We start from the raw sequence: 14,323 nt of genomic DNA, 5'->3' as shown, positions 1-14,323 counted from the left end.
TCTCTATATTTGTGTATATGTCGCATTTTATTAGCATAATTACCTCCTTAGTCTAAGAGATAATTATATCTTAATGCTACTTATCATACATTCTTAAGTAATCACTTTTCGACATTCTTATGTTATCATTTATAATGTCCTATATTTTTTATTTATTATGTAGAAACTGTCAATTTTTGAGTTTATATATTATATGTATTAATATTTCAGATTGCTACAAAAAGTCACGTCTTTAATGTTTTACCTATACTTGAACTTGAAATCCTAAGCAGTTTTAATCAAGAAAATCATACTTGACTATTAAAGTGCAACAGTGTTAATATTTACTTATAGTGTTAATAAATTTATACTAATGTTAATTTGGAGGAAAATAGTGAAAGAAATAGTTGTCGATGATAAACAAACACTAAAAAAACAAAGAGTAAAGGCATATTTCCATAATGCAACAAAAGAAATGATAATAATTGAAGGAATTGAAAGCATTTCTATTAGAAAAGTTGCTGAGAAAGCTGGATATTCTTATACAACTTTATATAACTATTTTAAAGATATAAATGAATTATTATGGGAAGTTAAATTATTAATGATTAATGATCTAGTGGAATTAAAAAAAGACATAGTAGAAAACGAAAACATTAAGGATGGCTTAAAGAGTTTGTTTGGAACCTATATAAGATATTTTTTTGAGTACCCAAATATATTTAAGTTTTTCTATTTTCACAAGGTAACTCAACCAACTAAAAATGATGATGATCGTAAGACTGAACCGAACTATGAAGCAATGATGATGTCTGTTTTAAACGGGTTTGTACTAGAAGGAATATTGAAGGATAAAGATATAGAAGTTGTAGGGAAAACACTAATATATTCAGTTCATGGCTTATTAACATTATACTTTTCTGGAAATGGGGATATTACAGAAAAAAGTGTTTATAATGACCTGAATAGAATAATAGACTATTTATTATAGATCGTAAATCAACAAAATTTCAAATATAGTTGAGGAAGCGGAATTACTAGATAATTTCTAAAGAAAGTAGACAGATTATACAAATAAGGAGAAAAAAATGAATAAATACTTTTGGTTAGCTTGTATATTAAATTTAGTTTTAGGGGCCTTATCATTTTTTGTATTAGCCCTATTGATTATGAGTTTTATATATATTGCTGATGCTTTAAGCTGGATCATTGATCCCACACTAGATGAAGGTATACTTTTGTTATTATTGATCCTATCTATCACTATTAGTGGGATATATTTTTTAATACTGATATTTACTAACATTAATTTATTAAAAAAGATTGATATGAAAAAGTCACACTATATTATTTTTACTCTTGTTATTCTTATATTCGGCCTTTCTACTTTCTATTATCTTTTGTACTTATTATGATAAAGCATAAACACATAATACATCCATAATTCAATAATATTCTTGGGAGGCAATAAAGTAGCTAGAGTTGTATAATACAGAGGTTGAGGTAGATATAGATAAATTGGATATAATGTAAAATGTATAACTTAGAAATGAGGGAAATTCATTATGAATAAGAAAAAGGTTATTATTATTGGTGCAGGGCTTGCTGGATTGACGGCAGGCTGTTATCTTCAAATGAATGGATACAATACAGAAATATTTGAGGCTCATGATACTCCTGGAGGTTTATGTACTGCTTGGAAGAGAAAAGATTACTTAATAGAAGGATGTATTCACGGTCTTTTAGGTTCAGCACCTACTCATCCACTTTACAAGCTTTGGAATGAGTTAATTGATATGGATAAGTTAAAGTTTATAGATGCTGATATTAAACATTTATATCTCTTTGAAGAAGGAACGAGTTTTACACAATATTCTAATTTGGATACGTTACGCAAAAGCATGATAGAGTTAGCTCCGGATGACAAGGATATAATTGACGAATTTATCGGAGATATAAGGAAATTGCAATCTATTCAAATGTCATACCATAAGCCAAAAGAATTTTTTAACCTTCTAGGCAAAATTAAAATGCTAAGAGCATTTCCTCTACTTGCTGTCATGAAAAAATGGATTAGTATGTCGTCACAAGATTTCGCAAATTCTTTTCAAAATCCACTGATGCAAGATGTAGTCAAACATTTTGCATCACCAATACTATTTGAAATGTTTGTATTGTCCGAGATGGACTTGAAACGTTGCGGATATCCAATTATCGGTTCACTTAAATTTTCAAAGCTTTTCGAGAAAAAATATTTGCACTGTGGTGGGAAGATATACTATAAAAAAAGAGTTAGTAAAGCTATAGTCGAAGATAATAAGGCCGTTGGAATTCTTCTAGAGAATGGCGATAAGCACTATGCTGATATTATTGTTTCTGCAACTGATGGTAAAACTGCAATTTATGATTTTCTTGATGGAAAGTACATAAGTGAAACAATTAAAAAAGAATATAGTAATGCAAACTTAAATCCCTCAAAGATACAGATTTCTTTAGGTGTTAACAAAACATTTAAAGATATGCCCCGTACAGTAAAAATTATCTTGCTATCCCCTTATATAATCAGTGATGGAAGTCTATATAACTCCCTAGAGATAATGTTCTATAATGATTTAGATGCATTAGTACCACGTAACAAGACTTTATTGATTGCTCAATTAGATACTAAGAACGGAGAGTATTGGTCGGCGTTAAGAGACTTAGATTATACTAAATACCAAATTGAAAAGAAAAAGATTTCAGAAGGATTAATAAGCATACTTGAAAAAAGAATTGGTGGTATAGAAGATAATATTGATATGATAGATGTAACCACACCTGCAACCTATATAAGATACACTGGCAGCTGGAAAGGTTCGGTGCAAGGTTGGGCTAATGAAAATATATTCAAGTCTAATCCCTTTAAAAAAGAATTGCCAGGATTAAAAAACTTCTTTATGATTGGTCAATGGGTAGAGCCTGGTGGTGGCGTACCAAATGTATTTCAAAGTGGAAGGAATTTAGCCCAAATCATTTGTAGGCGAGATAAAAGAAAATTTCATATAGATTAATTTTTAAATTTTAAGTTGAGGTGTTTTAGTCAATGTGGTATTAATATATTATCATAGATAACTATTGAAAAGAAAACATTGCCCGCATGAAAAAAGTTTGTTTTCTATTATAAATAATTTTGATTATTCTTCAACTTCTCTAATATGAAATAATGCACGCATATAATCGTGTCTTGTGTCTAAGACACGAATAATATTAACACACTTATCTTCATTCCTATAAAATACATAGTTCTTATCAATGACTAAATACATGTATTCAGTTGATACATCAATCATATTTGAAAGTGGGCGTCCCATTAATGGATATTCTCCTAGGTTCTTAATCTTTGTTATTATATTCTTTACTTTAATTGCAGCAATTTCTTTATCAAACTCATTAACAATATACTGCTTAATCTTTAATAGATCTTCTTTTGCTCTAGGTGAATACTGTATTTTATACATCTAAAGTACCTAATGCTTCTTCAATATCTTCAGTAGAAAACCATCCTTCTACTCTTGCAGATTTTTCACCTTCTTCTAAGTGAGCAAGTAATCTCAATGAAGCCTTCATTTTTTCAAAGTCTTCAATATCTAAGAGTACATATTTCCCTCTACCTTTTTTAGTTAGGAAGACAGGAGATTCAATCTGGCATGCTTTTAACACATCATTATAATTTCTTAAATCTGAAACGGGTTTTATATTTGACATAACCATCAACTCCTTTATTTTAGTATAATGCAAAATAGCTGTAAAATGCAATGTATATTTTACAGCTATTTGCTTTATACTTATGTATTACTTTAACTTATTTTACTCTCCGTCCATAATAACATTTATACATATGAGCTTGGACACAAATTCAAGAAAACCTTTATCACTACTTCCACACTAGATCATCCTAATGGTATTATTTTACAATATATAGTGCACAAAGCTTCATGAAGTACATCAAAATGGATTTAATATTATAGGTGGAAAATCTGGCACGACAAATAAATTTATCTATTTTACCTTAGAGATTACACTTAGTTATATTTTATCTCCAAAAGCATTGCCTTAAAAAAAGGATACTTAAACTATTACTTTAAGTACCCTTTTTTCATTGGCTTACAAAGGATTAATGTTCATATTTGACTTCAAGTAAAAAATGATAGCTAATACTTTTTGACAACGGGTATCCATATTTCACTTTTAAGTGTTGGTGAAGTTGTGTCTTTTTGTTCTATCCGATAGTTCATCTCACTACCTCCTATTATTGTTAATTGGAAGATCATTCTAGGATAAGCTTTTAATGATTTTCCGTTTTCTCTTGCTTCTGTTGGTGTTATTCCGTGCAAATTTTGAAATGCTCTTGTAAAAGAGTCTGCTGAACTGTAACCATATTTAACAGCTATATCAATAATCCTGACATTACTATTATTGATTTCAAAAGCTGCAAGTGTAAGTCGTCTGTGTCGAACATATTCTGCAAGGGTAACACCTGCTAAGAAGGAAAACATCCTCTGAAAATGATATTCAGTACATAAAGCTAATCTAGCAATTTCTTTGTAGTCAATTTCATCAGTAATGTTATCTTCGATATAGCTTAATGCCTCGTTCATTTTTTGTAGTGAATCCATATATCTAACCTCCTCTCATCAATAGAATAACAGGAACGAAACTCATATATCCGACTATTCTTGCACAGTTTTGTAGGGTTATGGTATTTTCAATCTATCCTTATTTTATTTTCTTATACTATTTTACATATTTATTTTTAAATATATTATAACCGTCAATAATGCAAAGAATATTTTGTAAATAAAGATTCGTTCAGTACCTTCAGCAATATTCCAAATCATAAACACATTTCCTAGGATGCCTAGTATTTGTGGAATTCCATAAAATACAAGTTTTTTGTTGCAACCCTCTGCATTAGGATATCTCTTTCTTAATACTAGAACACTAATGTTTACAAGAATATAAGAAGCAATCCAGAAACAAGAAGCCGCTAATAAAAGAGTAACTAAACCAGAACTATTAACAAATCCAGTAATTAATATAAGAGATATTGCAGTAACCATAAGCACCAGCCCAGCAATTGGCGTACCATTATTATTTTTCTTATTAAAGATATTTGGCATCATTCCAGCCTCTGCCATACCACTGAGAATTCTAGATACACTTCCTAAAACCGTATTGATGGTACTCATAGCCGCAAGAATTGTTACGATAGTCATCCAATACATCCCTACATCCCATAGCAAGTTTTGGGCAAATATCATATGAGGTACCTCGCTAGAAGCCAATTCTTCTAATGTTACGTAGTTCGTCATACCTATCCCGATTAAGCTTTGAACAACAAACAATATAATAATCCCTAAAATCATTGCAAGGGGAACATCCCTTTTAGGATTTTTTAAGTTTTTAGATATAGGAATAATAAATTCAATACCAATAAGTAACCAGAATGCCAAAGCTGACAATGATATAATACCTGAGAAGCCTGTAACCACAAAGTGGGCGTCCCATTTTTTAAAGCTTATGGTCGTGTAAGAAGGTTTTACATCTAGCATTTGATTTTATTTTGACGTTCAATTATAATCAAGCTAGAGTGGCAAATAATTCAAGCTGATAGGAAAAAGAAATCCTACATGATGCTAATGAGGTCAAAGAGAAATGGAGTATCCTATTAAGAAGAAGTCGCTTCTTTCAAGAGAGCTAGATCTATCAAAAAACTGGACCAAAAAATCTAAAAATGAATGGAGGTATTCATTATGAACGTAATCCAAGCGCTTAACGCAAGACATTCGACAAGAGCATTTCTCCCCAACCAGGTTGAGAATGAAAAACTGACCGCTGTTTTGGAGGCCGCAGCCCGCACACCCTCTTGGGCAAACTCACAACCATGGGAAGTATTTATTGCCACTGGTGATACATTGGATAGAATCAAAAGTGGATATCAGGAAAAGTACGCAGACAAAACCACTCCTACACCGGAAACTCCTCGCCCTGTTGAATGGTCGGAAGCTGCAAAAAAACGTCAACAACAGCTTCATCCAGACATGGTGCGAGACTGCGGCGACGCCGTAGAGCAGTTCGGTTTGCTCAATCGTACAATGTTCAACGTACCAGCTGTCATTTATATTTGCATGAACAAGGTTCTGTCCCAATGGTCCCTTTATGACATAGGTGCATATTCTCAGAGCCTGATGCTAGCGGCAATTGAACATGGACTTTCCACTATACCTGCGATAACCCTCGTGCATTATCCAGATGTCCTCCGACGGGAACTGAAAATCGCGGATAATCTTAAAATTGCTATCGGAATTGCTATCGGGTATGCGGACAAAGAGAATAAAATAAACGACTTCGTAAGTGCTAGGAGCCACCTTAGTGAAATCGTGCATTTTTTTGACTGAGAACTGAGAGCGGTAAATAATCTAGGAGGTAAAATAAATGAAGAAAAATTTAGGTGCTAAACTTATGATCTATCCTACCCCACTTTTGGTTGTATCTACTTATGATAAAGCAGGAAATCCAAATGCCATGACTGCTGCTTGGGGAGGAATTTGCTGCTCATCACCACCCTGCGTAGCAATTTCATTGCGTAAAGCAACTTATACTTATGATAGCCTAATAGAAGGTAATGCTTTCACGATAAATATCCCTTCAGAAAACTATGTTAAAGAAGCTGATTATTTTGGCATAGCATCAGGGAAATTGGAAGATAAATTTACAAAGACCGGACTTACACCGATAAAAAGTGAATTTGTTAATGCCCCTTATATAAGTGAATTTCCAATAAATATAGAGTGTAAGATTATACAAGTTACTGAACTTGGCCTGCATACTCAGTTTATTGGCGAGGTCATGAATGTTAAAATCGATGATACTATACAAGAAAATCAACCAATTATAGAGCAAATTAAACCTTTAATATTTGCGCCTGATGGTAGAAATTACTATAGTATTGGGGAACAAGTTGCCGAAGCATTTTCTGTTGGTAAGGAGATAGGATAAAAATCACAGCTTCCAATGAAAATAATAAGAGAAGACTCATACGGGACAGTTAGTTAAGAGGACAATCGGAAGTTTTGCGTAAAAGGCTCGATACAAGTATTATGCTACTTAATATCGAGCAAGTAAAAATCTTGAGCAAAATTTTTGATTGCCGTGAAGAAGGAAGTCGCTGGCAGCTGTTTCTATGGGATTTGAATAGCCCATCTTTTTAGTGTGAGAGCAATATTTCTTTTGTCTTTACAGATTTTACGGACAACAACGAACCAAATTCCTATAAATTACTGAAAAATGAATATAGTTTCCCCCTCCCCAATAAAGAGGCTAGAATAATCGGTATTTAGTTAAAAGCTTAATCAAGGTGATGCCCTTGATTGTATGGTACTCTTCAAAAACAGATGTCCTATATTACACTCTGGACATAGGGTAACATCTTTTCCAACAATGAATGATACGATTTCTATTGTACTAAGGCCTTTAAATTTAGTTGTTATTAAGGGTGTATTGGTTAAACATTTACAGAGAGATAGCTTCGTCTTTTTATTACGGTTAGCAAGTAATCCATAATATCTGATCTTAACAAAACCTTTGGGAAGAACATGCATTAGAAAACGGCGGATAAATTCTACGCCTTTTAAGGTAACAGAAGAAGCCTTATTGTCATTTTTATAATCTTTCACTTTAATGGTCACATCGTCACCTTTAATAGAAACAATACGATTGTTAGAAATAGCAATGCGATTAGTATACCTACCTAAATATTTGATGACAGCCAATGGATGAGAAAATGTCTTTTTCGTATAGCTATACCAGTTAATGTGATAACACTCATCTATTAGCTTATTAAAAGTAGAAGCATCTTCATATCTAGCATTGTTCCCATAGAACTTTAACTTTTCTTCTTTATAGAGTCGCTTTAAGTAGTATAAAAACTTACCTCGAAACATTTTAGATAGCACTTTAACAGGAATAAAAAATTTCTTACTACCTTGTATCCATTTACCTAACTTAGTTACAGAAACTAAAGGGACGGGACTTTCTGTATCGAATTTAAAACAAACAATAAGTCCCGTCCGGGTCCCAGATTAATAGACGGTAAGTTTTACATTTCTCCTAGTTCTTCATGTTTAATATATGCCGTGCGTTTTTTGAAAATATATTCCTCCTATCAGCCTCATTCGACGTGGCTCTTAGCACAGATACAATAGAAAATGATTGGTTGAAAAAGGGATAGTCTGTTCCAAATAGCAATCTTTGAGAACCTAGTTCATCTATTAATCTCCTTATACTTTTAGGTGGCTGGCAACTTATATCCGCATAAGTATTTGGAAAAGACTGCAGTAGCTTAATAAGCTCATCTACCTCATATAGTCCAGCATGTGCAAGTATAAAGGTAGTGTTAGGGATTTCTCTTAATACACTATAAAAAGATTCAATTCTTTGTGTATTAAGCTCTGCCCTTTGCTTTTTCGAAAAAAGTAGTGTTCCTATCATTGACTTAGGAGCCCCGAGCCCACTACAAGAAAGTATAGGTAGTCCAGTGATTGCAAGCTGTTTTATTAGCTCTATAAACTCTTTACTTTCAACATTCACTCCCATTACATGAGGGTTGACTTTCCACCCTTTTATGTCAAATGATAAATACTTATGAATTTCACTCTGAATATTTCTATCCTTAGGGTGTATTGAACCAAAGGTAATTAACTGCTCATTAGCTTTGACTATTTCTTCCATGCACCCGGCGGAATTCTTGTAAGGATCACTAATTTGTAAAACTAAGGATTTGCAAATATTGTTTAATTTCATATCTCTCATAAGCCTTTCTGGGGATGCTTTTTTTAAAACAAAACCACCGGTTATGAGTTTTATTTTAGCCCTTAGTCCATCGATACTTCTCACTTTCTCAGGAAACCTTGTAAAATAAACGGCATTAATATCAAACTGTTTGAGGGAAAAAGGGAAACAGCTTTTGTCAAAAAGAGACGAATCTAAATCAATGTCTTCTTTTTGTAGGACCCTTGGAAATACATCTTTCAGTCCTTGGAACAAGTGACAATGGAAATCTATTATTTCATAGTTTTTTATATAGTCCCTTTTAACGACAAAGTCCCCAAATTCCATTAACTCAAGCTCCGGTAAATCTTCTAACATTCCTTTCTTAGAAACATACATCTACACACCCTCCAATACCCTATTTATAATAATAACAATTTGATTCATTACATTTTTCCATTCAATTAAAAGCCCTATATGGCCTGATCTATAGGTAATGTTAAATTTACTTTTATAGAATTCCCTAAGGGTATTTACCCTCTCTAAAGTAATTAGCTTATCATAAGCACCTGCTATACTTACTACCTTTTCAGGAGGTATTACAGGCTTATATTTTATCAGTTCCAGTTGAGTATATAGTGTTTGAAAGTTCCATCCTTGCTTTATCCATGATTTTCTTTTTGTAGTTAACCCCGGACAAACATGCAAGTGCTCAAGTGTTTCCGGCAGACTAGCTCCCGCTTGTCCCATAATATATAGGTCTGCTCTATCATCACAAGTGCCTAAAAAGGAAGTAATAAGGCCTCCTAGACTAAAACCTCCAACTATCACTTTTTTGTAATGTTTTTTTGCATAGGATATTACTTGTGATACATCATGAACCCCTTGACTAAAACCATCTATTGTTACCAGCGGACATGAGTCAAAAATATAATTCCCTGAGTATGGCTGTCCCGCGGGGCTTCTTTTCATATGATAAGGCAATTGTACTGCTAAAACCTTTAGCCCTGGCACCTCTTTCAGAAGTTTTTTAAAAAGAAACTTAATTTCATTATCATAGCTCCTCTCGGAAAAACCGTGGAGGTAGATTAGGCATCCCCTTTCCTTACATTTACTGTCTTTTCCACTGATTTCGTCAAAGTATATATTATTATTTATTTGATTTTTTTTATTTAAGTCCTCCAGAATTAGAATAGGTCTATGTTTAGATAACAACTTATAGGTGTTGATATTTAGATCAGATATTATCGTAGTACCCACTAGTTCTGGTTGATTATATGTTTCACATTTTTTGAACACTTTCACTTTTTGGTCCAATTCAACTGGGGCATCTAATAGGCAGTAGTTGTGGAATATATTAGGGTTTGATTCTTTTCTATTTAGTAGTTTAAATATGTTAACTCCTAAATCTTCAATACAATCAGATAGCAATTTATTCATATCACATCCCCCTGTAACTTTACGTGCTCACAAATCCGCTCTATCAAAAAATCTATAACTTGTGGATACGTATCTTCACCTATTTCTTTTCTGTGAAACCATAACATTACTAATGATCTTAGTGATGCGAAAACAATATTAATATCTATGTCTTCTTTTACTAAACCATTTTCTTGCCAGTAATTAGCTAGGTCCATGATGGGCTGTAGGGACTTTTCCCTTTCTTCTAAAAGTTCTTCCTCAGTCATTTTACTGACTATAGGTGAATACTCATTTTTAAGAAGTATTGCTTCCATTATTGGGTTTGAATGGAGTTCTGTCATGATAATCAAATAAAAACTCTTAAGGGCATTTATTGGCTCATTTTTGTATTTCAATAAACCTACATTGATTTTTTTCCGTATAACCTCTTTTTCTTCATTGACAATGAAGTAGAAAAAATCCTCTTTAGAAGAAAAGAATTTATAAAACATTCCATTCGCAATTCCAACTTCTGCAGTTAAGTCCCTTATGCCGAATTTTTTATATCCATATTTGGAAATAAGTTCTTTTCCTTTTATGATAAGTTTTGCTTTAATAGCATGCATTTCATCTTTGCTAAAGCCTTTAGGCATTTAGACACCTCCGCGTACATATGAACATATTGTTCTCTTGTTCATAATACTATACATTTACATATAAATCAATGGTTCTTCCCCTTTAAATTATTAAATAAGTATTAAATAAAAAGACACTAAACTATTGTATTTCTCTTAGATGGTTGAGTAATGAAAAACAGAAGGGACGAGATGGAATGAAATGCTCCCTTTGTAGTAGACAGTTTAAATAATAAAACTTGTTTACTACAAAGGAGTGATATATTTATATGTCTAAAAAGAAAGAAGTATCAGCTGATAAAAAACTAATGGCTGTGAAAGAAGAAGACTCATTAGGGACGGTTAGTTAAGAGGACAATCGGAAGTTTTGCGTAAAAAGGCTCGATACAAGTATTATGCTACTTAATATCGAGTAAGTAAAGAGCTTGAGCAAAATTTTTGATTGCCTTGAAGAAGGAAGTCGCTGGCAGCTGTTTCTAAGGGAAAACAGTAGGGGAAAACAGTAGGGACGGGACTTTTTGTTCTTAAATTCGACCATCTTTATTTACTACCAATAGAATCCATAACTCTTTAAAGATATAAATTTTAGAGTTTATTCAAACTAATTAGTAACAAACACTTAGGGGGTTTGTTGCTAATTATGTTAGGTACCCTTCCTACTGTTTTTGCTTATATAACCATCCTTAACTTATTGAACAAATTGCTCTAAACAAAACAGAAAGTCCCGTCCCCAGTGTTTCGCATAGTCTTAAAGGTTGCATCATCAGCAAAGTGCTTAAATGTAGAATTAATCACTGTCTTAGTAAAAGTAGACTTGCTATGATCAACAACCGTCTTCATGTTATCGAAAAGTATTTCATGTGGTATACCCTGAAAGTAATCAAAGGCTTTAGACATACATGAAAATAGAGTGTTTTGGTTTCTGTTGGTAGTTACGCAGATGTATTTTAACCTTGAATATCCTAGTACCATTAAAAATATGTTAATTTTAAATACTTCTGCATAACGACTAATCATCGTTACTTCTTCCTTCCAATCTACTTGAGCCTGAAGTCCAGGCCCAGTTTCGAAGCGAATGGTAGCTTTATGGATTTGGTTTTTCTTATGTTTTTTAACAAAAGCAGCGACGGTAGAATATTTACCGGTATAACCTTTCTTTTGAATAAATGTGTATGCAGCCATTGCGGTTGCGCCATACTTGTCTACCTTATCAATAATTATCTCTTTGTAGTCATCAAGTTTGGATATGTACGTTCTGTTAGATGGCTTTTGTACCAATTCTCCTGACTCAATTTCGAGATATCTATGAATAGTTCTAGGATCACAATTAAATCTTCTAGCCATCTCACTTTTGTTCAATAAACATCGCTCCTCTCGAGTAAATCTATTAATATGATTTTGAATATCTTTCCTCATAGTGTACCTTCCTTTATTTTTGCTAGCATAATTATAGCAAAAGATGGTACAAAAAAAGAAATGCATAAAATCCTACATTTTCATGTTGGAACTTTTCTACATTTCCATATTATCATTAACATTTATTTATAAGCATTTGCTTTTTTTCAATTATTAAATCCAATTTCGTCCACTTCTCTTTGATAAACTGAGTAATAAGTTCTTGTCCTTCAACAGGTGGTATACCAATCCATACCTATGATTAACCAAGTTTAGTCTTGTTTTTTTGTCTTTTACCCCTTTATCAAGCATACATTTATAATAATTTTACACAAAATTATCAAAGGTTGATAACTGTCCCCTAGACTTTATCCATTGCGCAAATACCTAGTCCAGAAATTATTTATCTTTTGTAAACCAAAATATACAACGCCATTTAATATTAGTAATTGCTATACCTGTGATAAAAACGTTATTTAGAACAGTTGCAACCATTTCATTATTATTAAAAAACCAATTGCTAATATTCATCAAAATAAATACAATAATATAAATAAAATTAATCTGTTCTTTTAACTGTACTAAATCATACATGCGCGCTTCTTGTTTGAATCCCATACACCGACCAATAAAAAACTTATTAACATTTACCCCAACAAGTCTATAGAAAAGGAAAAATATAACTAACATTAAATAAATAATAGCATTTTCATGAGAAGAAAACAATCCTAACAGCACAAGTGAACTTATAAAAAAAGGAAAACTAAGTAATGCAAATGTTATAAAAGTAGAAAAAATATTTTTAGTAAATGCTATAATTATAAATATCAAGATACTGATAATTAGTAAAATACTACCAGTCCTTATGTGTTCATTATAGAAATTCGCAACTATAAAACCACCTAGAAGTATCAATAATATTGACTTTACACACGTATTTTTAAAATTAAAAATTAAAATAATTAATTCTAAACCTAGTGCAATAAAAACAGAGCAAGCAGCTAGAATTGCATATGTCACAAAATCAGGATCATGATTATATTTAATAAAAAAAGAAATTGAACTTATAATTATAAGTATTAACCCAATTACTACAAAAATAATTCTTGATTTTTTATTCATATTATTATTCCATATTTTTTTCATCAATTTAATCCTTTCATATATTATTGGAATTTCGCCTTCAACTTCTAAATGTTTTCCAATTTCGTTAAGTTCTTCGATTCTCTTTTGGGATTCAATGATTTTCATTAACAGAAACAGTAGGGACGTACGATCCCGTCCGGGACCAGTGAAAAACTAGCTTTTTTCAACATATTTAGGCTGGAATTTTAACAAAAATCCCCTAGGGGACATATCTCAAGTTTTAGTCTCTATGCTTAGTATTATATATAATTTGACAAATTACAATATTTTTCCTAGAACTTATTGAATATTTCCTAATTTTATGTCATAATAAATCCAAACACGAGTTCGGTGGTGATTACCATGCCTAGAATGGCAAGAAGAAGAGATCCAGAAACGACCCATCATATTATGTGCAGAAGCATTAGTGAAATACAACTTTTTAGGTCTAATGATGATAAAATAAAATATCTTCAACTCATGGCTTCATACTGCAAAAAATTTGAATGTAGCATCCTCTCCTACTGCTTAATGGATACCCATGTCCATATCCAACTTGATCCCCACGGATGTGACATTTCTAAATTCATGCATGGTTTAAATCTTTGCTATGCTCAGTATTATAATAGAAAATATAAACGTCATGGTCATGTATTTCAAGGAAGATTCATAAATAAAGTGATTGACGTAGATGACTACAACCTTATTGTTTCTGCTTATATTCATAATAATGCAAAAGATCTTCCTGACTTTAGAGACTGCGTTCATACTTATTACTTTTCTTCTTATGGAGTCTATCTTGGACATTATAGCGATAACTATGGGATACTAAATACAGATTTTATTCTATCTCAATTTGGCAATAGCTCTGAAACAGCTCGAGTTCAGTATGCACAGTTCGTTACTAGCTGTAATAATGTCACTCAAAAAGACAAACAATTCGAAATAATAGATTCTTATATTTACAATGAACCTTATGA

General features: G+C 32.1%; 15 protein-coding genes and 1 pseudogene. 6 read left to right on the top strand and 10 right to left on the bottom strand.

Translation table 11 applies throughout. The features are described from left to right. Window positions 1-373: 373 nt before the first annotated feature. From GC105_RS15740 to GC105_RS15730, 3 genes are all read left to right on the top strand, one after another. Window positions 374-970, top strand: coding sequence for a TetR family transcriptional regulator (locus GC105_RS15740; RefSeq protein ID WP_193708453.1), 597 nt, complete (start codon window positions 374-376; stop codon window positions 968-970). A 97-nt stretch (window positions 971-1,067) separates the two neighbouring features. Further along, complete coding sequence (locus tag GC105_RS15735) at window positions 1,068-1,394, top strand: hypothetical protein (RefSeq protein ID WP_152806727.1); 327 nt, start codon at window positions 1,068-1,070, stop codon at window positions 1,392-1,394. A gap of 150 nt (window positions 1,395-1,544) precedes the next feature. Continuing rightward, window positions 1,545-3,029 (top strand): phytoene desaturase family protein, encoded by a 1,485-nt coding sequence (locus tag GC105_RS15730; RefSeq protein ID WP_152806725.1) that lies wholly within the window; start codon window positions 1,545-1,547, stop codon window positions 3,027-3,029. A 123-nt stretch (window positions 3,030-3,152) separates the two neighbouring features. On the opposite strand, the gene GC105_RS15725 is transcribed toward GC105_RS15730, so the two are convergent. The 4 genes and pseudogenes from GC105_RS15725 to GC105_RS15710 form a co-directional block, all read right to left on the bottom strand. Next, window positions 3,153-3,476, bottom strand: a complete 324-nt coding sequence (locus tag GC105_RS15725; protein WP_152806722.1) for a type II toxin-antitoxin system RelE/ParE family toxin — start codon at window positions 3,474-3,476, stop codon at window positions 3,153-3,155. Beyond that, window positions 3,469-3,723, bottom strand: a complete 255-nt coding sequence (locus GC105_RS15720; protein WP_152806720.1) for a type II toxin-antitoxin system prevent-host-death family antitoxin — start codon at window positions 3,721-3,723, stop codon at window positions 3,469-3,471. The genes GC105_RS15725 and GC105_RS15720 overlap by 8 nt, the downstream gene beginning before the upstream one ends. Window positions 3,724-4,226: 503 nt before the next feature. Beyond that, window positions 4,227-4,634, bottom strand: a pseudogene (locus GC105_RS15715) (helix-turn-helix transcriptional regulator); the annotation flags it as partial. A gap of 123 nt (window positions 4,635-4,757) precedes the next feature. Beyond that, complete coding sequence (locus GC105_RS15710; RefSeq protein WP_152806716.1) at window positions 4,758-5,570, bottom strand: APC family permease; 813 nt, start codon at window positions 5,568-5,570, stop codon at window positions 4,758-4,760. A 201-nt stretch (window positions 5,571-5,771) separates the two neighbouring features. Between GC105_RS15710 and GC105_RS15705 the strand changes: the two genes are divergently transcribed. Further along, complete coding sequence (locus GC105_RS15705) at window positions 5,772-6,416, top strand: nitroreductase (RefSeq protein WP_193708452.1); 645 nt, start codon at window positions 5,772-5,774, stop codon at window positions 6,414-6,416. A 37-nt stretch (window positions 6,417-6,453) separates the two neighbouring features. After that, window positions 6,454-7,017 carry a flavin reductase family protein gene (locus GC105_RS15700; protein ID WP_152806712.1) on the top strand — a complete coding sequence of 188 codons (564 nt, stop codon included), beginning with the start codon at window positions 6,454-6,456 and terminating at the stop codon, window positions 7,015-7,017. 353 nt (window positions 7,018-7,370) lie between these two features. On the opposite strand, the gene GC105_RS15695 is transcribed toward GC105_RS15700, so the two are convergent. The 6 genes from GC105_RS15695 to GC105_RS15670 form a co-directional block, all read right to left on the bottom strand. Beyond that, window positions 7,371-8,078: an IS91 family transposase gene (locus GC105_RS15695; RefSeq protein WP_343030063.1), complete on the bottom strand. Its 708-nt coding sequence runs from the start codon at window positions 8,076-8,078 to the stop codon at window positions 7,371-7,373. A 49-nt stretch (window positions 8,079-8,127) separates the two neighbouring features. Beyond that, the gene (locus GC105_RS15690) at window positions 8,128-9,186 is read right to left on the bottom strand and encodes an amidohydrolase family protein (RefSeq protein WP_152806708.1); all 1,059 of its coding nucleotides are present in this window, start codon (window positions 9,184-9,186) and stop codon (window positions 8,128-8,130) included. Further along, window positions 9,187-10,227, bottom strand: a complete 1,041-nt coding sequence (locus tag GC105_RS15685; protein WP_152806706.1) for a hypothetical protein — start codon at window positions 10,225-10,227, stop codon at window positions 9,187-9,189. Then, a complete protein-coding gene (locus GC105_RS15680; RefSeq protein WP_152806705.1) occupies window positions 10,224-10,841 on the bottom strand; it encodes a TetR/AcrR family transcriptional regulator in 618 nt (205 codons plus the stop codon). Before GC105_RS15680 ends, GC105_RS15685 begins: the two co-directional genes overlap by 4 nt. A gap of 687 nt (window positions 10,842-11,528) precedes the next feature. Then, window positions 11,529-12,239 (bottom strand): IS21 family transposase, encoded by a 711-nt coding sequence (gene istA, locus GC105_RS15675; protein ID WP_193708451.1) that lies wholly within the window; start codon window positions 12,237-12,239, stop codon window positions 11,529-11,531. Window positions 12,240-12,617: 378 nt separating this feature from the next. Then, complete coding sequence (locus GC105_RS15670; RefSeq protein ID WP_152806701.1) at window positions 12,618-13,469, bottom strand: hypothetical protein; 852 nt, start codon at window positions 13,467-13,469, stop codon at window positions 12,618-12,620. Window positions 13,470-13,706: 237 nt separating this feature from the next. Here GC105_RS15670 and GC105_RS15665 point away from each other — a divergent pair. Continuing rightward, the coding region (locus GC105_RS15665) for a transposase (protein ID WP_193708450.1) at window positions 13,707-14,323 on the top strand (617 nt) is incomplete at its 3' end.

It is taken from the genome of Alkalibaculum sporogenes, assembly GCF_009362815.1.
Classification (GTDB): Bacteria; Bacillota; Clostridia; order Eubacteriales; family Alkalibacteraceae; genus Alkalibaculum_A; species Alkalibaculum_A sporogenes.
This window is presented reverse-complemented; position numbering and strand designations above follow the sequence as displayed.

Bases quoted from the DNA above. Each gene is read 5' to 3' on its own strand.
- GC105_RS15735 (WP_152806727.1), top strand. From the start codon at position 1,068: ATGAATAAATACTTTTGGTTAGCTTGTATATTAAATTTAGTTTTAGGG.
- GC105_RS15730 (WP_152806725.1), top strand. From the start codon at position 1,545: ATGAATAAGAAAAAGGTTATTATTATTGGTGCAGGGCTTGCTGGATTG.
- GC105_RS15725 (WP_152806722.1), bottom strand. From the start codon at position 3,476: ATGTATAAAATACAGTATTCACCTAGAGCAAAAGAAGATCTATTAAAG.
- GC105_RS15720 (WP_152806720.1), bottom strand. From the start codon at position 3,723: ATGTCAAATATAAAACCCGTTTCAGATTTAAGAAATTATAATGATGTG.
- GC105_RS15710 (WP_152806716.1), bottom strand. From the start codon at position 5,570: ATGCTAGATGTAAAACCTTCTTACACGACCATAAGCTTTAAAAAATGG.
- GC105_RS15705 (WP_193708452.1), top strand. From the start codon at position 5,772: ATGAACGTAATCCAAGCGCTTAACGCAAGACATTCGACAAGAGCATTT.
- GC105_RS15700 (WP_152806712.1), top strand. From the start codon at position 6,454: ATGAAGAAAAATTTAGGTGCTAAACTTATGATCTATCCTACCCCACTT.
- GC105_RS15690 (WP_152806708.1), bottom strand. From the start codon at position 9,186: ATGTATGTTTCTAAGAAAGGAATGTTAGAAGATTTACCGGAGCTTGAG.
- GC105_RS15685 (WP_152806706.1), bottom strand. From the start codon at position 10,227: ATGAATAAATTGCTATCTGATTGTATTGAAGATTTAGGAGTTAACATA.
- GC105_RS15680 (WP_152806705.1), bottom strand. From the start codon at position 10,841: ATGCCTAAAGGCTTTAGCAAAGATGAAATGCATGCTATTAAAGCAAAA.
- istA (WP_193708451.1), bottom strand. From the start codon at position 12,239: ATGAGGAAAGATATTCAAAATCATATTAATAGATTTACTCGAGAGGAG.
- GC105_RS15670 (WP_152806701.1), bottom strand. From the start codon at position 13,469: ATGAAAATCATTGAATCCCAAAAGAGAATCGAAGAACTTAACGAAATT.